Genomic DNA, 19,204 nt, shown 5'->3' with positions numbered 1-19,204 from the left:
TACTAGTACGTATGGTGGCCACGTGACCTACCTCGCTGCGTCGTCGACGCAGCGCCCTAACCCGCGAACCTCGTGATCGACGGAGGGTCGTTGACGTCCGGGCCGAAGAACTTGAAGACCACCATTTCGGTGTCACCGGTGTTCTCCACCGTGTGCGGGGCCGCCGCCACCGGATGACTCACCAGCAACTCGTCCCGGTCGGCGTCACCGCCGCGCACGTCGAGCCCGCAATACCGCCCGGCACCCGACCAGACCAGAATCGAGTACACCCCGTTCTCGGTCGTCGTGTGCCGCCCCCCGGGGGGCACGACGAGCTTCTTCCCGCTGAACTTCGGGGTGTTGTAGAAGATCCACCACTCGGCGCCGCCGCCGTCGGTGGCGAGCGGCTGCGGGCTCAGGTGGTTGTTCTCGTAGAAGTACGGATCGCCGTTGAGCTCCCACTCCACGAAGTTGAGCGGGAAGCGTTCGCCGTGCGCCTCGCGGTCGGCCGGGCGTACGTCGTGGAAGAGCAGTTCCTTGGAGATGATCCGGCCGGCGTTGAGCGCCTGGAACATCGCGAAGACGTCCGAGTCCTCCTGCAACTCCACGGTGAGCGCCGTGCCCGGCCCGTGCAGCACCCCCGAGGGCACCTGGAACCCCTCGTCCGGCACCTGCAACTCGGCACGCGAATGCCGCAGGATCAGGTCGCTGTCCCAGTCGATGAGGTACGGCAGGAGCACGTCGTACGCGCCCTCACGGACGATCCACGGGTGCACCCCGAAGAACGTCTCCGGGTGCGGGCCGGCATCGACGCCGGACGGAAAGTAGTACGCCTCATCCTTCGACCGGCGGCCCAGCAACTCGGCGAACCGCTGCGGCGGATGGATGTGGTACGGGATCCGCGCGCCGTAGTCGAGCAGCTTCGCCAGCCGTCCGAGACCCTGCGGATGGCTCGCCGCGTACTCCTCGCCCATGATCGCGGCGGGGTCGGCCGCCACCGCGTCCCGCAACGTCATCCGGGGCCGGCCCGACGAGTCGACGACGCGACTGAGCCCCTCGTCGTCCGGGCCGATCCGGTTGTCCGCCTTCGTCGTCGAGCCCAGCCACCGCTCGCAGAGGAAGCCCCGCTCCCCCAGGTCGTACGCGTCCTCGGGCAGACCGAACCGCCGGCCCGGCGGCACCAGGTCCCGCGCCACGAACGCCGGGGCGAGTCGCAGCGCTCCCCCACCGTCGTTCAACAACTCCTCGACCAACTGGCGAGACGACGAGACGCTCATGCCTTGAGTCCACTCATCAGGATGCCCTGCACGAACCGGCGCTGGAACACCAGGAACGCGACGATCATGGAAAGCGTGGCGACGACGCCCGAGCCGACCATCGGCTGGTTCCCGGACGTCCGATTCTTGACCACGAACAATGCTAGGCCGAGCGGTGAGCTGTATTCGCCGGAACGGGCGAGGACGATCAGCGGCACCTCACCCCAGCCACCACACCGGCCCACCTGCGCAACGCCTGCTCGCCCTACGCATGCTCCACCCGCTGACTCACGGTCGGCGGCGATCGACCCGGACGCCGTGCGGCGCGGCGTCGAGGATCGTCAGGTAGTGGTCGAGGAAGGCCTCCGGACGTACGCCGACGGCCACCTCGTGCGGCCCGCGCCCGCCCTGCTCCGCGGGCCGCCACGTCGTCACGCCCGCCGCTGGCCAGGCCGCCCGGTCGACGGTCACCTCACCGGAGGCGAACGCGCACAGCGCCGGGTCGAACAGCGTCGCCGCGGCCAGCGGATCGTGGAAGGTGACCTCGCGACGCTCGGCGAACCACGACGCGGCCATGTCCGCGACCGGTCGCAGCAGCGGGGTGGTGCAGTGCTCCAGGAAGGCGTCCACCTCCATGCGCACCCGAGTCGTCACGTCGAGACCGATCGAGCGGTGAACCCGCACCCGGCCCTCGTACACCCGCGCCGCCGCGTGCGGGTCGCAGTGGATGTTCCACTCCGGACCCGGCACCGTGGCGAACGCCCCACCCATCAGCACCAGCGACCCCAGCAGCGACGGGATCTCCGGATCCACGGCGAACAGCAGCGCCACGTTCGTCAGCGGGCCGATCGCCAGCAAGGTGACCTCACCCGGCCGCGCCCGGATCGTCCGCCGCAGGAACTCCACCGCCTCACCCGCCGGAAACGACGCCTCGTGGTCCCACCGGGCCAGGGCGGCCGCCTGCGGCGGCGGCCCCTGCACCGGCGGACCGGCCAACGGCTCGGCCGCCCCTGGATAGATCGGCACCGTACGTCCCGCGGCCCGGCAGAGCACGCTGGCGAGAGCGGCCCGCCGCTGCGGCTCGGCGGTCACCGTGGTGATGCCCAGCAGCTCACAGCGCGGCTGCGCGAGCAGGTACGCAAGGCAGACGGCATCGTCGATGTCGTTGCCGATGTCGGTGTCCAGCAGGACCGGGGTGTTCTCCATGGCGGGTCGATTATCCGAGCCGGCGGGCCGGCAGGCAGCAGGACTCAGCCTGGTCTGCGCGGCCCGCTCGGCCAATGTACGGCTCGCTGCGACGAGCGGACGGTTCCCGACGTTGAACGGCGCGGCCCATCCGCGCCGTCACCGGCGGAGTCGTCAGCCTTCGGCGCAGCACGAGTGGCGGCCCGCTTCGACGTAGTGCGGGTCGTGCCACCAGTACCCTGCGTTGTCCGGGTGCGCGGGCAGCGGCGGCAGCACCCTGCTCACCGCTGCGGCCGGCACCGCACGGTCGGCCGCGAACGGGGCGAGCAGGTCGTCCACGCGGTGCAGCACGCCGTTGGTCATGGTCTGCCGCACGTTGGCCGCCTGGTCGATGTCGGTGAGCGGATCACCGCCGAGCACCACCAGGTCCGCGTAGCTGCCAGGCACGAGCTGCCCGATCGGCTCCTCCAGGAACTCCCCCGGCGCCCGGGTGGCGGTCGTCAACGCCTCGTACGGCGTGAGCCCGTACTTCACCATCGCCCGCAGGTTGAGGTGCAGGCTGACCGCGTTGAACGCGATCGGTGAATCGGTGCCGGTGAGCACCCGCCCGCCACCGCGGATCATCGCTGCCGCCTGGGCGACCTGCCGGGCCAGGTTCTGCCGGTTGGCCGTCTGGTCCGTGGTCTGCGCGGCGACGGCCGCGGCTTGCAACGCGGCGTACTGCCAGGACGGGTAGAGGGTGCGCACCCGTCGGTCGGTGACCAGCGAGGTGTCCTCACGCAGCAGCGTGTTCGCGCCGAACAGGGTCGGTGTGCGGGCGGCGCGCGAGATGTTGAAAATGTCGATGACGTCCTGGTATCCGGCGCCGATCGCGGTCACGGTGCGTGAGTAACCGAACCGGTTCGTCGCGCCGGTGTGCTCCATGCCGTCACCGCCGAACGCGAACGCCGGGTAGTGGTAGTGCGAAGTGGAGTGCACACCCCGCCGGTGCGACCACGCGATCACCGCCCGCTGCCACACGACCGGCAGCCGCACGTAAGCCTTCATCAGGTCGTAGTCCAGCGCCTCGGCCCGCTCCAGTTCCCGCTCCAACTGCCGCTCGTCGAAGGTCGGGCGCATGAAGTTGTAGTAGATCCGCGGCCCGTCGACGGCCTCACCGGTGCCGAAGTACCGCGGCCCGATCCGGGCGCCGGACTGGATCGACTCCCGTTCCTCCACCATGTGATAGGCGGGGCTGCCGGGCGATCGGGTGGTGGTCACGCCGAGGGAGAGCCAGAGCCGGTTCTGCCGGGCGCCGTAGGCGTAGCCCTGCATCTCCCGGTGGTGGTGCATGTCGACCAGGCCCGGGATCACCACCCCGTCGCGGGCGTCGACGATCCGCCCGTCCCGGCCGGGCCGGGACCGCTCGACCGCGGCGATCCGATGCCCCTCGACCACCACGTCCACGTCCGCGCGCAACCGCCGGTCGACGCCGTCCCACAGGCGTCCGGCCCGGATCACGGTACGCCCGCGCGGACGACTGTTGGCCCAGCTCAGACCGACCGGCACGGTGCGGGGTGCGCCGCCGTCGGCCGACACCAGCCGCAGTCGCCCGTTGTTGAGGTAGAGCAGCCGCGTCGAGTCGCCGCTCCAACTCGGCGCGTCGGTCACCTCGTGGGTCACCTGCCGGGGCGCGCCGTCGAAGGTTCCGTCGGGGTGGACGTCGACCACCCACAGGACGCTGCCCACCACGAAGGCCATCCGCCGGCCGTCGGGCGACCAGACCGGCCCGTCGTCGCCACGGGTCTGGATCGACCGGTGCGGCATGGGATCGACATAGCGGGCGGCCCCGGAGCTCCGGTCGACCAGCAGGATCTTGCTGAGCCCTTCCCGGTAGCGGGCGGAGTAGGGCACGACCGCGGCGAGGGCGATCACCCGCCCGTCGGCCGACCAGGTGGGGCGGCCGGGTTCGAAGGTCGCGCCGAAGACGGGCTGCACCTGCCCCGAGGCCACCTCGACGGTGTAGAGGGCGCCGTTCTGGTCGAGGAACGCCAGGTGGGTGCTCTCCGGCGACCAGGTCCCGGACAGCGCCGCCGCGTCCGGCAGGTCGGTCAGCTGGCGCTCCGCGCCGGTCCGCAGGTCACGCAGCCAGATGTCCAGCTTTCCGCCGCGGTCCGTGGAGTACGACAGGTACCGCCCGTCGGGTGACCACGCCGGGTCGCACTTCCACCACTGGTCGCGGGTGAGCGGGCGGGGCGACTGCCCGATCGTCAGCAGGTAGATGTCGTTGAGCGCGCGGAAGGCCACCTGCCGGCCGTCCGGCGAGAGCACCGGGCTACCGATGCCCACCACCGGTTTGCGGGTGGTCGAGTCGAAGTCCCGCCGGCGCTTGCGGTAGCGGGGCGTGGTGACGGTCACCGCGGCGACGAAGCCGATGTCGTGGCGGCGGTCGCCGTCGAGCCGGCGGCGCCGGATCCGGCCGTCCGCGGTGTAGACGAATTCCCGGTCCGAACGCCAGGAGATCCGGAACGGGTAGGCGTCCTCGCCGGTGACCAATGGCGCGTCGTTCCGCCACAGCTCGCTGCGGCCGTCGAGCAGCCGGTGGTAGACCAGGTCACGGCCGTCCGGGGTCCACGCCGGGCTGTGCAGGACGGCCGCGGTGGGGGCGGTGACCACGGTGGTCCGGACGCCGTTGGCGAGGTCGACCACGTCGATTCGGGTGTTCGCCACCACGAACGCGATGCGGGTTCCGTCCGGCGACCAGGCCGGCTCGTACTCCTCCAGCTCGCTGTCGGCGACGACCCGGGTCTGCCCGGTGTCCAGGTCGAGCAGGTGGATTCCGTAGCTGCCGGACCGGTCGGAGGAGAAGGCGATACGCCGCCCGTCCGGGGAGAAGCGGGGCTCCCGGTGGTCGTACGGGCCGCGGGTGAGCTGCCGCAGACCGGATCCGTCCGGGCGGATCAGCCACAGATTGAAGTTGCCGTCGCGATAGGACTGAAAGGTGATCGTCGAGCTGTCCGGCGCCCACTCCGGCTGCGCGATGTCGAACAGGTCGCTCGTGAGCCGGCGCGCCGGACCGCCCGACGCCGGTAACACCCACAACACGCTGACCAGGTCCATCGCGATCATCCGGCCGTCCGGGGAGAGCTGGGCCGCCATGTCGGTGCCCTGCCGCAGCGTGACCCGCCGCTCCCGATCCTCGGTCTCGTGGCCCTTTCCCGCCACAGCCGGGGTCGCGACCGCGATCCCGCTCCCCGCCAGCGCCGCCGCGCCGGCCGTTCCCGCCAGCAGATCCCGCCTCCGTACGCCTGTCATGATGCCTCCCCGTCGAAGCTTCGATCGAACAACTCCGATCCTTGTGGCGGCCCGGGAGGCGTCGCAGCTCCTGGCGGTCGGCGAGCGGTAAGCGAACAGGCCCGAGCGGTGACCGGTCGGCTCCGGCCGTTCAGCGGCACGCGACCGACGTGGGACCGCTCGGTCCGTCGGCACGGCGTGAACTGTTCACCGGCACCGGCCGCGCTGATCACGAAGCCAGCTCCGAGATGGAGTCGCCGATGTCGCAGCCGGTCGATCCGCACCAGAGCCAGTACCGCGCGCCGCTTCCCGCGCCCGGCAGCCCGGCACAGTTCCCGGCCGTGACCGGTGCTCCGGCGAATGGCCGGGTCCACCCGGGCCGGAAACCGTGGCTCCGGATCGGTCTGATCACCGTCGCCGCGGTGGTGGCACTGTGCGCCGCGCCGGTCGGCGTGTCGTTCGCCATCGCTCCGAACGGGACCACCGGCTCGTCCGGCGGCGCGACGGAACAGGCGGCGGGACCGCAGAGCAGCACGTCGGTCACGGCTGGGGCCCCCGGAGGCGGTGGCGCCGAAGCCTCCGCACCAGCCGGCTCGGCAGCTCCCGGCGGCGCCGGGACCATCACCGCCTCGACCAGCGAAACCCCCGAGACTCGGCTCGACCTGCTCACCTCGGAACTGAGCAAGGAATTCGGCTTCCCGGCACTCCGGGCGGAGGTCGAGCGGCGGTCGTGAGCCTGCGTGGTACCGGCGTTGTTCTCGACGACTCGCGCCGGCTCCTTCCGGGCCGCTGTTCCGCCAGGGCGGGTGAACCAGCCGGCCGGACAGCAGCCTGGTCATCCTCCTTATGGGTGCCATAAGTGCGGCCAACAGCTGGCCGTCGGGCTTGCCGACTACCGTGAGCCGGGCCGTCTGACCGGGTGGCGGCGGCGCGGCGCGCCGGCATGACGTACGGGGCCAGTTCGAGCGCCTCCTCACCTGCCGGCGGGGCCGCGCCTTCCGGAGATCGACGCGAGTACCACCTCGTGTCGGGCCCGCCGCTGATCGACAACGTACTTCTCAGGAGCCTCAGCCATGGGTGGCACGAGCAGCACGCTGAAGGCCGACGTCCTCGTCATCGGTTTCGGCAAGGGCGGCAAGACGGCGGCAGCCATTCTGGGCCGGTCCGGCAAACGGGTCGTGCTGGTGGAGCAGTCGGAGCGCATGTACGGCGGCACCTGCCCGAACGTGGGGTGCGTGCCGACGAAGGGGCTCGTGCACCGGTCCCAGCGGCGCCGCCCCGAGGACCCGGCGCAGGACTGGTACGCACGCTCCGTCCAGGAGGTCCAGGAGACCCGGGAGATGATGCGTCGTGGCAACTTCGACACGTTGAGCAGCATCGACACGGTGACCGTGATCACCGGTCGCGCCACCTTCGCCGACCCGCACACGGTCACCGTCGTCACCCGCGACGAGCAGCTCAGCGTCACCGCCGACACCATTCTGATCAACACCGGGTCCGAGCCGGTCGTCCCCGACATCCCCGGCCTCGCCACGAGCAGGTACAACGTGTCCAGCACCGAGCTGATCGAGACGGCCACCCTGCCGGAACGGCTGGCGATCGTCGGCGGCGGTTACCTGGGTATCGAGTTCGCCGCCATCTACCGCCGGTTCGGTTCGCAGGTCACCCTGTTGGAGCGCAGCGACCGGATCTTCGGTCACGAGGACGACGACATCGCCGCGGTGGCCACGCACATCCTGGTCGACGAGGGCATCCACATCGTCACGGCGGCGCGGGTGACGGAGGTACGCGACGGCGGCAGCGTCGCCACGATCGTGTACGACAAGGACGGCGAGCAGCACACCGTCGAGGTCGACGCCATCCTGGCCGCCGCCGGCCGAGCGCCGGCGACCGGTGATCTCAACCTCGAAGCCGCCGGTGTCCGTACCACCCGGGTCGGTGCGATCGAGGTCGACGAACACCTCCGGACGAGCCAACCCCACATCTTCGCCCTGGGCGACGTACGCGGCGGACCGCAGTTCACCTACCTGTCGCTCGACGACAGCCGGGTCGTCCTCGACCAGCTCACCGGCGAGGGCCGCCGATCGACGGCGGACCGGGTCGTCCCCCGCACCGTGTTCATGACCCCGCCGCTGGCGACCGTGGGCCTGACCGAGCGGGAGGCCCGGGAGGCGGGACACCGGGTGAAGATCGCGCGCGCGGCCGTCGCCGAGATCGTGGCGATGCCCCGCGCGTACGCCGTCGAGGAGACCCGCGGGGTCATGAAGTTCGTGATCGACGCCGGCACCGACCGGATTCTCGGCGCCGCCCTGCTGAGCATCGACGCGCAGGAGCTCATCAACACGGTCGCGCTCGCCATGCGGCACGGCGTCACGGCGGCCGAACTCCGCGACGCCGTCTACACCCACCCGAGTTCGACCGAGGCGTTCAACGGGGTGCTCGCCACCGTCGTGCGTACCGACGAGCCGTAGAACTCCGGCTCGACGGCCGGTACCGACCTGGATGTGATTCAGGTCACTCCGCCTCACGATCCGGCCACACCGCCTCGTCTCGTGTTCGTCGTCAACACGAAAGAGGACGGACGCATGAACAAGATCGTGATCCTCGGCGCCGGGTACGCGGGCCTCACCGCGGCGGTCAGCCTCGCCGGGCGCACCCGGCGCCGCGAGGACGTACAGATCACCATCGTCAACGCCGAGGAACGGTTCACCGAACGGCTGCGGCTGCACCAGACCGCATCGGGGCAGCGCCTGGCCGACCTGCGCATTCCGGAGCTGCTCGCCGGCACCCGGGTGGAGTTCGTCCGCGGCTGGGTGACCGGCATCGACGTCGCCGCCCGGCGAGTCCGGATCGACGACGAGCGGGAACTCGAGTACGACCGGCTGGTCTACGCGCTGGGCGCCGCCGCCGACACCGTTGCCGTTGCCGGTGTCGACGAGCACGCGCACACGCTCGACAGCGCGCACGACGCAGAGCTGCTGGCGCGAAGGCTGAAGAGCCTCGGCAGCGGCACAGTGGCGGTGTGCGGAAGCGGGCTGACCGGGGTGGAGGCCGCGGCCGAGATCGCCGAGCAGAATCCGGGTCTGGACGTGGTGCTGCTCGGCAAGCAGGAGCCGGGGTCGACCATGGGGCCGAAGGCCAAGGCGTACCTCCACAGTGTTCTCACGCGACTCGGTGTACGCGTCATCAGCGGCGTGGAGATCGTCAAGGTGCGCCCCGGATCGGTGGACCTCGTCGACGGGGCGAGCATCGCGGCGGACATCGTGCTCTGGACCAGCGGCGTGCGGGTCCCGCCGTTGGCCGCCGCGGCAGGCCTGCGGGTCGACGACACGGGTCGCGCCGTCACCGACCCGGCACTGCGGTCGGTATCGCATCCTCGGGTCTACGTCATCGGCGATGCCGCCGCGATCCGACAGGGGTACGGCGTCATGCACGGCACCTGCCAGAGTGGCATGCCGACGGGTGTTCACGCGGCGACGTCGATCGTGCGGGAGCTCGACGGCAAGCAACCCCGGCCCTTCCGGTTCGGGTACATGCACATCCCGGTCAGCCTCGGCCGCCGTGACGCGGTGGTCCAGTTCACCCGTCCCGACGACAGCCCCAAGCGATTCTTCCTGAGCGGCCGTACGGCGGTCTGGTACAAGGAGACGGTGAGTTCAGCACCGTGGCCGTCGTTCCGGCGGCTGAAGGCATTCCCCGCCATGGGATCCTTCGCCTGGCGCCGGGGCGGGCGGTTCACCCGGTGACGGGCGAGCCGAGCGACGCCTTCGACGAACACCGGAGGCTGCTGTTCCACGTCGCTTACCGCATCCTCGGCAGCGCGGCCGACGCCGAGGATGCGGTGCAGGACACCTGGCTCAAATGGTCGGCGGCCGACCGCTCGCAGGTGGCCGACCCGAAGTCGTACCTGGTGCGGATCGTGTCGAACCTGACGATGGACCGGCTGCGTTCGGCGCAGGCCCGACGCGAGACCTACGTCGGCCCGTGGCTGCCCGAGCCGATCCTGACAAGTGGCGACACGGCCGACGAGGTGGCCAACGCCGACGCGCTTTCGATGGGGCTGCTGGTGGTGCTGGAGACCCTGACCCCGCTCGAACGCGCGGTCTTCGTGCTCAAGGAGGCCTTCGGCTTCACCTACGCCGAGATCGCCCACGCGGTCGAACGTTCGGAGGAGGCGATACGGCAGGCCGCCCACCGCGCCCGTGGGCATGTGCAGGCCCGGCGGCCGCGCTTCCAGGCCGATCACCACCGGCAGCGGGCAGTCACTGAGCGCTTCCTCGCCGCCGCCACCGGCGGCGACATCAACACGTTGATGCAACTCCTCGCACCCGACGTGACGCTGTGGACCGACGGTGGCGGCAAGGTACGACAGGCGATGCGCCCGATCAGCGGCGCGGACCGGGTGGCGACCTGGTTCGCGGGCATCGCCGCCCGGCCGTACCAGGGCGTCGAACCCGCCGACATGATCGTCGAGGTGGTCGAACTCAACGGGCAGGCAGGGATGTTGTTTCGCGGCGCCGGCCGCGTCATCGCCACCCTCTCCCTCGACCTGGACGACGACGGCGCCATCATCGGCGTTCACAATGTCGCCAATCCCGACAAGCTCCGCGCCGTCGCCACCGGGACCATCCACCACTTCTAGCCGTGTCTTCGCAGGGTCGCCCCGGTGCGGTCGGGGCAGCGGTGGTTACCGTGGCGCACGAGCGGCGCGTCCTGTTGCAGCCGGTGTCGACTCGGCCGACCGCTTCCATTCCCCCATTCGGGATCACGTCACATTTCTGGTGCCGGAGGTGGCAGACCGGCGACGCCCCGAGCCTTCTCAACCACGTGATCAAGGGATTTTTGCAATGACCAGTGCCACTGTCGACAAACAATGCTTGTCGAATGTAAAGGACCGGCCAACTGCTATCGGTTGTCCGATTTTCGGGCGAGGACGGAGCATTTGAGCAACTCGATCCAGCCATTTCGGCATGCACGGACCCGCTCCACAGCCGACCCGTAGCACGAGGTCGCGGGGCTACCACCGCCCACTGCGCAGGTTCCCGACGCTACACCGAGACCCCGCAGACGGCAATTGCCTGCCCCCTTCATGAGCGTTCAGTGCCACCAGACGGGCAGCTGAGAGCAGTTGCGTGACAGGCATCGCGACCGTCCGCCCAGGGGCCCTTGGCAAACGTGAAACTCCATCCGTTAGGCTGACTTGCCAATGACCTTCCTCGACTACATCTCCGGCTTGCCCGCATATCTAGAACGAGAGTGGTCTGACCTGCTCGAGCTGACCCTCGAGCATTTATTGGTGGTGCTCGTCACAATCGTGTTGGCGACTGTGACGGCGCTCGGGTTGGGCCTGGCAACTTATCGCAATCAGAGCGGAGCCAGAGCAGTACTCACGGTGACCGGCACGTTCCTGACCGTCCCATCGTTCGCACTGTTCGGGCTGTTCATACCGATCTTCGGCCTCGGGGCGGTTCCCACCGTCGTCGCGTTGGTGCTGTACGCGCTGCTTCCCATCGCCCGCAACACGATCACCGGGCTACGTTCGGTCGATCCGGCTGTCGTCGAATCGGCACAGGGCATGGGGCTCTCCCGCCGCCAGCGACTGCTCCGCGTCGAGCTACCGCTCGCCTGGCCGATCATCATGACCGGCGTACGCGTGTCGACCCTGATGATCGTTGGGATCGCCGCCATCGCGGCCATTGTCAACGGTCCGGGCCTCGGCGGACCGATCTTCCAGGGGCTCTCGGCGATCGGCACCCAACGTGGGTTCAACCTCGCCTTCAGCGGAACGCTCTTCGTCGCGGTCCTCGCGCTGCTGCTGGACGGCGTCCTCGGCGTGCTCTCCAAGTTGACGACATCGAAGGGGCTGTGATGCCTGCGCATGAACAAGAATCCGCCACCGCGGCGTCCATCCGCCTCGAGTCGCTGACCAAGCGCTACCCGGGTCAGACCGAGCCCGCCGTGGACAACCTGACAATGGACATACCGGCGGGCGAGATCGTGGTTCTCGTCGGGCCCTCCGGTAGCGGCAAGACCACCAGCCTGAAGATGATCAACAGGATCATCGAGCCGACCTCGGGACGCATCTTCATCGACGGCGAGGACGTCACCCACGTCAACGCCGACCAGCTGCGCCGCCGCATCGGCTACGTCATCCAACAGATCGGCCTGTTCCCGCACATGACGATCGCCGAGAACATCGGCATGGTGCCCAGGCTGCTCGGATGGAACCGGACCCGGATCTCCGAGCGGGTCGACGAACTGCTCGACCTGGTGGGCATGGAACCGTCGGCCTACCGCACGCGGTACCCGAAGCAACTGTCAGGTGGCCAACGCCAACGGGTCGGGGTCGCCCGGGCGATGAGCGCCGACCCTCCGCTGCTGCTGATGGACGAGCCGTTCGGCGCCATCGACCCGATCACCCGCGAGCGCCTCCAGAACGAGTTCCTCCGCCTGCAGAGCAACATCCGGAAGACCATCGTCTTCGTCACCCACGACATCGACGAGGCGATCAAGCTCGGCGACCGGATCGCGATCCTCAACAAGAGGTCGAAGATCGCACAGTACGACACTCCCGAAGCGATCCTGACGGCTCCCGCCGACGACTTCGTCGCGGACTTCATCGGCTCGGGGGCATCGCTCAAGCGTCTGAGCCTCAGCCGGGTCCGCGACGTGGAACTCAACCAGTGGGCAGTCGGCCGGCTCGACGACGACCGGGCGCAACTGCGGCAGGCCCTCACGGAGAGCGATCACGGATCGCTGCTCCTGCTCGACGGGAACCAGCGGCCGGTTCGCTGGGTCAACGGCCACGACCTGACCCGCTCGGGTGAATCCCTCGACCGGGTAGGGCTTCCCGCGACGGCCACTGTGGAACCACATGCCACCCTGCACGACGCGCTGAACGAGATGGTCACCTCCCGGGTCGGGTGTGCGATCGTCGTCGACGAGCAGCGGCGATACCAGGGCATCGTCGACATGCGTACGGTGATGCAGGCCATCGACGAGATGCGGGCGAGTTCCCAGGCCCGCGACCGGCACGCGGCGGTCCAGCCGGTGGAGGCCGGTTGACGTGGCCATTCCAGCATTCGGGGTCAGGACCCGCGAGGCCACGCCCGACGCCGACGACGTACTCACCGAACTCGGCGGACCGTCCCGCTTCTGGCGCCGGTTGGGCACTCCGGCCCTCCTCGCCGCCGCCTGCGTAGCCCTGTACCTCTACGTGAAGAACCAGGATCTCGACCGGATCTCCCAGGCGAGTCTCAACGCCGACACGATCCGCGCGAAGCTGATCGAGCATGTGGAGCTCACCTTCGTCTCGACGGTGATCGTCGTCCTCCTGGCGGTGCCCCTGGGGGTGGTGCTGACCCGGCCGGCCGTCCGCAGGTTCGCCCCGGTGGTGCTCGCCGTCGCCAACATCGGACAGGCGATCCCGTCGATCGGAGTCCTGGTGCTGATGGCGATCACCGTCGGCATCGGCTTCGACCAGGCTGTCTATGCGCTGGTGATCTACGCCGCGCTGCCGGTCCTCCGGAACACCATCGTCGGCCTGAACCAGGTCGATCGCACGCTCGTCGAGGCGGGCCGGGGAATCGGCCTGAGCGGCTGGCAGGTGCTGCGCCGCATCGAGCTACCGCTGAGCGTGCCGGTTCTGCTCGCCGGCATCCGTACGGCACTCATCATCAACGTCGGCACCGCCACCCTGGCGACCTTCGTCGGCGCCGGCGGCCTCGGCTTCCTCATCGACCAGGGGATCCGCTTCGACCGGATGCCCGTTCTCATCACCGGAAGTGTCCTCACCGCGGTGCTGGCCCTGCTCCTCGACTGGGTGGCCGGCATGGTCGAGGACGCTCTTCGCCCCAAGGGGCTATGACCTCCGCGGCCACATCCCGAGCCGCCAGATATCAGAGGAGGAACATGAAGAACACGAAGAAGCGCGGCCGTTGGCCGGTGCTCACCGGCGCACTGGCGCTGGTGATGCTGGTCGCCGCGTGCGGCAGCGACGGCAACGACGATGTCGCGGGCAGCGGAAGCATCGGTGAGAAGTTCGACCTCTCCGGCGCGACCGTCACCGTCGGCTCGAAGGAGTTCACCGAGCAACTCATTCTCGGAAACCTGACCAAGCTCGCACTCACCGCCGCCGGCGCCAAGGTGGACGACCAGATCGGGTTGCAGGGAAGTACGACCGTCCGCGCCGCGCTGACCTCCGGCGAGATCGACCTCTACTGGGAGTACCTCGGCACCGGCTGGGTCACCTACCTGCAGAAGGAAAAGGGTATCCCCGGGGCGAAGGCGCAGTTCGAGGCCGTCCGCGACGCCGACGCCGCCAACGGTGTCACCTGGCTCGACCCGGCACCGTTCAACGACACCTACGCGATCGCGGCGAGCAGCGAGACCGCCGAGCGGCTCGGCGTCACCTCGATCTCCGACATCGCCGCACTGGTCGCCAGCAACCCCGCGGACGCGACCTTCTGTGTCGGCGGCGAGTTCTCCACGCGTCCGGACGGCCTGCCCGGCCTCGAGAAGGCGTACGGCTTCAAGCTCGCGCCGGCCAACGTCTCCAACGTGCAGGACGCTCTCGTCTACAACCAGGTCGACAAGGGTGAATGCGCCTTCGGCTCGATCACTTCCACCGACGGCCGGGTCGCTTCGCTCGGTCTCACCGTGTTGACCGACGACAAGCAGTTCTTCCCGCCCTTCAACGGTTCGGTGAACGTCCGGACCGACGTCTTGAAGGAGCACCCCGAGATCAAGGAGATCTTCGCACCGATCGCGGCGGAACTCGACGACGCCACCATGGTCGGGCTCAACGCGAAGGTCGATGTGGACGGTGAGGATCCGGCGGACGTCGCGAAGGACTGGCTGACGGAGAAGGGCTACATCGGCTGACAGTCGAGCCCGTCCAAGGCTTCGGGTGCCTTCGGGCACGCGAACGGTCAAGGTCGTGACCCGTGCAACCGCGGGTCACGGCCTTGATCGTTTCGTCGGTCCGAACGGGACAATCATCGGTCCCGGTGCTGACCGTGCGTCCCGCTCGACCTGGAACATCACGGGCGCCTCCCGTTGACCGCGCGTAGCCGGAGGTAAATGAATTGGCCGCGCGATCATCTCGCGCCTACTGTCCACGTCAACCGATCAGCAAGGAGTAACCGGTCATGATGCGCCAGCCGAGCACCGCACCGCAGCAGCGTTGGTCGCTGCGCGGCGGATGGTGCCCAGCCATCACCGCCTCCTCCGTACCCAGCCGCCGATGCCGGTGGCGCGGCTGACCGCGATCGAACGCGCGCAGCCGCCCACCCAGTGAAGGGACCGGGCGGCTTTTTCGTACCCCGACATGGTCATTGACAACTCCACAGCGGATGGCAAGGGAAACCTGGCCGGTGGCCTTCCATGCCCGCCGCCGGCCCTTCCCGGATGGTCTAGTCGGCAGGACGCCGCCCTCTGGTGGCGGAGAGCTGGGTTCGAATCCTGGTCCGGGAGCTGCTCCACCCTCGATGCCGGTGACGGTACGAGGAGATCATGAAGGGTTGGCCGAGTCCGGTTTATGGCGCCGCGTTGCTAGCGCGGAGCGGGTTCGACCCCGCCGGGAGTTCGAATCTCCCACCCTTCGCCAAGCCCCTGTAGCTCAGCGGAGAGAGCGCTTGACTACGAATCAAGAGGCCGGACGTTCGAATCGTCCCGGGGGCGCTACGCATTTCCGGCCGTCGTCGAGACGGCCGGCTCGAAGCCGGCTGTCCCGGCTCCGGCGGGTAGTGGCGCAGTTTGGCAGCGCGCTTGCTTTGGGAGCAAGAGATCGCAGGTTCGAATCCTGTCTACCCGACTTCAGGTGAGGCCACCCGATCTGGTGCCGGGCGCCGTCTCGAAAACGGTCTGGGCCGAAAGGCCGTGTGGGTTCGAAGCCCACCCTCACCGCGCGTGACACTCGACAACCCGAACGAGCCATCCCCCAGGATCGCGTGCCCGAGTGGTCAGGGCTTCGCCTGCAAAGCGAATGAACGTCGGTTCGAATCCGACCGCGATCTCCAGATCCTGCCTTCCGCTGTGGCGGCCGCTCGCGGTTGCCGGTCCTGCCGCGTTGGTCGCTGCCAACCTGATCACCCAGCAGGCCGCCCAGCTTCTGCCGGTATCCCGGCCGGCCGGCATCACGATGAGCCTCGCGGCGCTGGTGATCGCCGTCGTCGGGGTGGGTTGGTTCGCCCTGCGCCGGGACTGATCAGGACGTCGCCGCGGTAGAGATCTTCCGCAACTCGCCGAGGGCGTACTTGGCCACGGCCTCGACCTTCCGGACGCCCGCCGCCTGCGTCTTGTGGTGGTTGGAGAGCACGGCCAGGAGCCAGTCGTGTCCCGGTTCGACGAGCCGCCCGATCGTGTTGACCTGCCAGAGCCCGTCGTCGGCGCTGATCGTGTCCCACCCGTTCTTGACGTAGACCTCGGTGGTCCCCGGGTCGGCGGCGGCGGGAACTCCCCAGTCCTGGTCCTTTTCGACCTGGCTCATCAGGTCGAAGAGGTAGGCCCGGCCGTCCTCGTCCAGTGGGCCGTCCTCGTAGGTGAGCGAGGTGAGCAGACGGATCTGGTCCGCTGCGGTGGTGGTGGTCATCCCCCACGACGCGTTGGCGGTGGTCTCCTTCATGCCGAAGGTCCTGTTCGCCGTGGTCAGCCCCGATTTCTCGCCGATCCGGCGGTACAACGCGGTCGTGGCGTCATTGTCGCTCGCGGTGATCATGCGCTTGGCGTTGCGCCGGTCGGTGTCCGTGATCTTCTGGTTCCGCAGCTGCGCCCGCAGCAGCAGGGCGGCCAGGATGTCGACCTTGACGATGCTGGCCGTCTGGAATCGGCTGGTGCCGACGGTGAGCGCGATGTCGGACTGCAGTCCGCGACGTGACGGTCCGCGCCCGCTCATTCGGCGCGCTCCGACAGCGCGTCCCCGGCGACCCGGGCGCGCCCAGCGCGCAGGACGTGCCGGACGCCGGGGGCGGATGACCTCTGGTTGTTCGCCGGCCGGGTTCGCGGAGTGCTCATCGGGGTCCCCAATCGCGTGGCGCCAGGAACGGCGCAGTCGTGAAATGGAGACGGCACGGCAAGAGGTTGCAGCTCGTGACTCATCTAACTCGGCGAGGACCACGTGCTCCGGAAGGCAGAGCGAAGGCGGCCCGGGCGCGATCCGGGGGACGCCCGCCGGCAGCGGTCGGCGGCGGGCGTCCCAGGATCCACTACTCGACGGGGTGGGCCGCCACGCCGCGTCCCGTCTTCAGCGCGTCCAACAACATCGGCAGCGCCCGGTGCAGCTCGCGCTGCCAGTACGGCCAGCTGTGCGTGCCGGGACCGTAGAAGTCGGTCTCGACGGAGACGCCGGCCTCGCGGAGCCGGTCGACGGTGTCGACGTTCTCCTGGTAGATGAGCGCCTCGAGGCTGTTCGTCACGCCCGGCGGGTCGAACGGTCCGCCCGCGGTGCCGTCACCGCTGGCCACGAAGAGCGCCGTGTGGCGCAGCCGCTTCGCGAGGTGGTATGGATCGTGCGCCTCCCAGATCCGCCGCTGTGTCACCGGGTCGCCCCAGAGGTCGTACGGGTCGAGCCCGGTGCGCCCGAAGAACGGCAACCAGTAGGAAGCGTCCTTCAGCGGGTGCAGGACACCACTGAACGACGCTGCCGCCCGGAACAACCCCGGGTTGCGAGCCGCGTACGACAGTGCGCCGAATCCGCCCATCGACAGTCCGGCCACCGCCCGCTTCGGGCCGGCGCCGTATCCCCGCTCGATGATCTGGCGTACCTCGCGCAGGTGGAACGTCTCCCACGCCGGGGCGTCACCCCGGCCGCCGTTCCACCAGTCGCTGTACCAGCCGGCGGCGCCGGCCTCCGGCATGACGACGAGGACGTCCCGAAGTTCGGGGATGCTCGCGACGTCGGTCGAGCGAGTCCAGCTCAGGTACGAGTCGCAGCAGCCGTGCAGCAGGTAGAGCACGGGCCATTTGTCGCCGCGCTTGCGCGTTTCCCACCCGTCGGGGGTGAGCAGCCGCACGTTCGCCGCCGTGTCGAGCGCCGGCGACTGGATCGTGAGGTCGACAAGGCGCGGGCCGACGACGGTCTCCTGCGCCACGTACGCCCCGTCGGCGGCTCGGATGGTCGCGGGTGCCGCGGCGGCGGCTTCCGGGGCGGTGAGCCCGGCCAGCACGAGCCCGACCGCGAGAGCGGCGCGGAGCACCGATGATCTCTTCATGTCGTTTCCCCGCTCTCAGCAGACGTCGCGCGGGTTCACGGCTCCCGCCATGGCCGTGAAGCCGACGTCGCCGGGGTGCAGGTGGTCTCCCGAGTCGTACGCGGGGTTGATCCGGCCGGGGTGCGCCGGGTCACGGGTCACGGCGTCGAAGTCGACCACCGCGTCGAACTCGCCGGAGGTGCGGATCCACTGGTTGACGGCCTGCCGATCGGCTTCGCCGGCATCGCTGTAGTAGCCGGCGCCCTCGTACGGCGTAATCGTGGCGCCCACGGCACGGATGCCCGCCTGGTGCGCCCGCGCGATGAACTGCCGGTACACCGCGATGAGCTGCTCCGGTTCGAGGGCGCCGCGGCTGTTGCCGATGTCGTTGATGCCCTCCAGCAGCACGATCGAACGGACGCCGGCCTGCCCGAGCACGTCCCGGTCGAACCTCGCGAGGGCGGAGTCGCCGGCCGAGCCCGCGTTGGCCAGCAACCGGTTGCCGCTGATACCGGCGTTCAGTACGCCGCACCGCCGGGGCTCGGGTCCTTGCACCAGCCGGTCGGCCACCTGGTCCGGGTAGCGCAGGTTCGCGTCGACGGTCGAGATGACCCCGTCGGTGATGGAGTCGCCGAAGAAGATCACCGAGCCGGTCGCCCGCGAGACGACGTCCACGCCGGAGAGGAAGTACCGCGCGGTGTCCAGCGGGGTGTAGGCGCCGCCGGTGTCCGAGGTGGCGTCGCCGGTGGCGCGGAAGGAGGTGGCGTAGCCGGCCGGGTGCCAGGTCGTCGGACCGGTCGGGCCGGGCAGGTACGTGCTCACGACCAGGTCGGAGTTCGCGGCCACCTTGGTCCGCAGGGGGTCGGACCACCATTCGGCTCCGGCGGGGATCGTCACCGAGCGTTCGCCGTCGAACGTCACCGGGTGCAGGGCACGCCCGTCGACCTGCGGCGTTCCCGAGCCACCGGTGCGCGGGGCCACCGTGACGGCGCCGACGGTCAGGGGTGTGGTTCCGTAGACGTTGCTGATGCGTACGCGGATGCTGTCTCCGCCGATCGACAGGTGCGCCACCTGCCGCAGCGTGGTGTCCGTGAAGCCGGTCGCCGAAGTGCCGGTGGTCCTCGGTTCGGCCACCGCCGCCATCCAGCTGCCGATCCAGTCGGCCTGGCCGGGGGGCTGCGCCGTGGCGCTCGCGGGCAGCAGACCGATCGCCGTGGTGAGCGCCGCGGCAGCGGCCAGACGTACTCGTAGACGTTTCGATGTCACGCTCAGCTCCTCGTCCCGAGTTCCTGATGGGGTGGCCGGCCGGCGCGGGTGATGAAA

At 69.5% G+C, this 19,204-nt stretch carries 16 protein-coding genes and 6 tRNA genes; 15 read left to right on the top strand and 7 right to left on the bottom strand.

The features are described from left to right. Positions 1-56: 56 nt before the first annotated feature. From ABZS42_RS18010 to ABZS42_RS17995, 4 genes are all read right to left on the bottom strand, one after another. Positions 57-1,256, bottom strand: a complete 1,200-nt coding sequence (locus ABZS42_RS18010) for a hypothetical protein (protein ID WP_355146565.1) — start codon at positions 1,254-1,256, stop codon at positions 57-59. Beyond that, a complete protein-coding gene (locus ABZS42_RS18005) occupies positions 1,253-1,453 on the bottom strand; it encodes a hypothetical protein (RefSeq protein WP_355146563.1) in 201 nt (66 codons plus the stop codon). The genes ABZS42_RS18010 and ABZS42_RS18005 overlap by 4 nt, the downstream gene beginning before the upstream one ends. A 70-nt stretch (positions 1,454-1,523) precedes the next feature. Then, a complete protein-coding gene (locus ABZS42_RS18000) occupies positions 1,524-2,441 on the bottom strand; it encodes a nucleoside hydrolase (RefSeq protein ID WP_355146561.1) in 918 nt (305 codons plus the stop codon). A 153-nt stretch (positions 2,442-2,594) separates the two neighbouring features. Next, positions 2,595-5,714 (bottom strand): amidohydrolase family protein, encoded by a 3,120-nt coding sequence (locus ABZS42_RS17995; RefSeq protein WP_355146559.1) that lies wholly within the window; start codon positions 5,712-5,714, stop codon positions 2,595-2,597. Positions 5,715-5,953: 239 nt separating this feature from the next. On the opposite strand from ABZS42_RS17995, the gene ABZS42_RS17990 reads away from it, so the two are divergent. From ABZS42_RS17990 to ABZS42_RS17920, 15 genes are all read left to right on the top strand, one after another. Continuing rightward, positions 5,954-6,427 carry a hypothetical protein gene (locus ABZS42_RS17990; protein WP_355146557.1) on the top strand — a complete coding sequence of 158 codons (474 nt, stop codon included), beginning with the start codon at positions 5,954-5,956 and terminating at the stop codon, positions 6,425-6,427. Positions 6,428-6,766: 339 nt separating this feature from the next. Further along, complete coding sequence (locus tag ABZS42_RS17985) at positions 6,767-8,164, top strand: FAD-dependent oxidoreductase (protein WP_355146555.1); 1,398 nt, start codon at positions 6,767-6,769, stop codon at positions 8,162-8,164. Between the two features lie 114 nt (positions 8,165-8,278). Continuing rightward, complete coding sequence (locus ABZS42_RS17980; RefSeq protein ID WP_355146553.1) at positions 8,279-9,439, top strand: FAD-dependent oxidoreductase; 1,161 nt, start codon at positions 8,279-8,281, stop codon at positions 9,437-9,439. Next, on the top strand, positions 9,436-10,335 hold the full coding sequence (locus ABZS42_RS17975; RefSeq protein WP_355146552.1) for an RNA polymerase sigma-70 factor: 900 nt from the start codon (positions 9,436-9,438) through the stop codon (positions 10,333-10,335). The genes ABZS42_RS17980 and ABZS42_RS17975 overlap by 4 nt, the downstream gene beginning before the upstream one ends. A gap of 564 nt (positions 10,336-10,899) precedes the next feature. Next, on the top strand, positions 10,900-11,562 hold the full coding sequence (locus tag ABZS42_RS17970; protein WP_355146550.1) for an ABC transporter permease: 663 nt from the start codon (positions 10,900-10,902) through the stop codon (positions 11,560-11,562). Then, positions 11,562-12,758: a betaine/proline/choline family ABC transporter ATP-binding protein gene (locus tag ABZS42_RS17965; RefSeq protein WP_355146548.1), complete on the top strand. Its 1,197-nt coding sequence runs from the start codon at positions 11,562-11,564 to the stop codon at positions 12,756-12,758. Before ABZS42_RS17970 ends, ABZS42_RS17965 begins: the two co-directional genes overlap by 1 nt. Before the next feature lies 1 nt (position 12,759). After that, positions 12,760-13,560 (top strand): ABC transporter permease, encoded by an 801-nt coding sequence (locus tag ABZS42_RS17960; RefSeq protein WP_355146546.1) that lies wholly within the window; start codon positions 12,760-12,762, stop codon positions 13,558-13,560. A gap of 44 nt (positions 13,561-13,604) precedes the next feature. Next, a complete protein-coding gene (locus ABZS42_RS17955; RefSeq protein WP_355146544.1) occupies positions 13,605-14,576 on the top strand; it encodes a glycine betaine ABC transporter substrate-binding protein in 972 nt (323 codons plus the stop codon). Between the two features lie 519 nt (positions 14,577-15,095). Further along, positions 15,096-15,167 (top strand) — tRNA-Gln (locus ABZS42_RS17950). Positions 15,168-15,208: 41 nt separating this feature from the next. After that, positions 15,209-15,300: transfer RNA gene (locus ABZS42_RS17945), tRNA-Ser, on the top strand. Position 15,301: 1 nt separating this feature from the next. Then, positions 15,302-15,374: transfer RNA gene (locus ABZS42_RS17940), tRNA-Arg, on the top strand. Positions 15,375-15,433: 59 nt separating this feature from the next. Then, positions 15,434-15,507 (top strand) — tRNA-Pro (locus tag ABZS42_RS17935). Positions 15,508-15,512: 5 nt separating this feature from the next. Continuing rightward, positions 15,513-15,599 (top strand) — tRNA-Ser (locus tag ABZS42_RS17930). A gap of 38 nt (positions 15,600-15,637) precedes the next feature. Continuing rightward, positions 15,638-15,712 (top strand) — tRNA-Cys (locus ABZS42_RS17925). Then, entirely contained in the window at positions 15,679-15,900 is a 222-nt protein-coding gene (locus tag ABZS42_RS17920) for a hypothetical protein (RefSeq protein WP_355146542.1), read from the top strand. Before ABZS42_RS17925 ends, ABZS42_RS17920 begins: the two co-directional genes overlap by 34 nt. On the opposite strand, the gene ABZS42_RS17915 is transcribed toward ABZS42_RS17920, so the two are convergent. The 3 genes from ABZS42_RS17915 to ABZS42_RS17905 form a co-directional block, all read right to left on the bottom strand. Continuing rightward, a complete protein-coding gene (locus ABZS42_RS17915; protein WP_355146540.1) occupies positions 15,901-16,587 on the bottom strand; it encodes a serine hydrolase in 687 nt (228 codons plus the stop codon). It abuts the gene before it with no gap. A gap of 310 nt (positions 16,588-16,897) precedes the next feature. After that, positions 16,898-17,902: an alpha/beta hydrolase family protein gene (locus tag ABZS42_RS17910; RefSeq protein WP_355146538.1), complete on the bottom strand. Its 1,005-nt coding sequence runs from the start codon at positions 17,900-17,902 to the stop codon at positions 16,898-16,900. A gap of 15 nt (positions 17,903-17,917) precedes the next feature. Beyond that, a complete protein-coding gene (locus ABZS42_RS17905; protein WP_355146536.1) occupies positions 17,918-19,147 on the bottom strand; it encodes an SGNH/GDSL hydrolase family protein in 1,230 nt (409 codons plus the stop codon). Positions 19,148-19,204: the final 57 nt, after the last annotated feature.

It is taken from the genome of Micromonospora sp. NPDC005367 (assembly GCF_040606825.1).
In the GTDB taxonomy this organism is placed as follows: Bacteria; Actinomycetota; Actinomycetes; order Mycobacteriales; family Micromonosporaceae; genus Micromonospora.
This window is presented reverse-complemented; position numbering and strand designations above follow the sequence as displayed.

Bases quoted from the DNA above. Each gene is read 5' to 3' on its own strand.
- ABZS42_RS18010 (WP_355146565.1), bottom strand. From the start codon at position 1,256: ATGAGCGTCTCGTCGTCTCGCCAGTTGGTCGAGGAGTTGTTGAACGAC.
- ABZS42_RS18000 (WP_355146561.1), bottom strand. From the start codon at position 2,441: ATGGAGAACACCCCGGTCCTGCTGGACACCGACATCGGCAACGACATC.
- ABZS42_RS17995 (WP_355146559.1), bottom strand. From the start codon at position 5,714: ATGACAGGCGTACGGAGGCGGGATCTGCTGGCGGGAACGGCCGGCGCG.
- ABZS42_RS17990 (WP_355146557.1), top strand. From the start codon at position 5,954: ATGTCGCAGCCGGTCGATCCGCACCAGAGCCAGTACCGCGCGCCGCTT.
- ABZS42_RS17985 (WP_355146555.1), top strand. From the start codon at position 6,767: ATGGGTGGCACGAGCAGCACGCTGAAGGCCGACGTCCTCGTCATCGGT.
- ABZS42_RS17980 (WP_355146553.1), top strand. From the start codon at position 8,279: ATGAACAAGATCGTGATCCTCGGCGCCGGGTACGCGGGCCTCACCGCG.
- ABZS42_RS17970 (WP_355146550.1), top strand. From the start codon at position 10,900: ATGACCTTCCTCGACTACATCTCCGGCTTGCCCGCATATCTAGAACGA.
- ABZS42_RS17965 (WP_355146548.1), top strand. From the start codon at position 11,562: ATGCCTGCGCATGAACAAGAATCCGCCACCGCGGCGTCCATCCGCCTC.
- ABZS42_RS17955 (WP_355146544.1), top strand. From the start codon at position 13,605: ATGAAGAACACGAAGAAGCGCGGCCGTTGGCCGGTGCTCACCGGCGCA.
- ABZS42_RS17920 (WP_355146542.1), top strand. From the start codon at position 15,679: ATGAACGTCGGTTCGAATCCGACCGCGATCTCCAGATCCTGCCTTCCG.
- ABZS42_RS17915 (WP_355146540.1), bottom strand. From the start codon at position 16,587: ATGAGCGGGCGCGGACCGTCACGTCGCGGACTGCAGTCCGACATCGCG.
- ABZS42_RS17910 (WP_355146538.1), bottom strand. From the start codon at position 17,902: ATGAAGAGATCATCGGTGCTCCGCGCCGCTCTCGCGGTCGGGCTCGTG.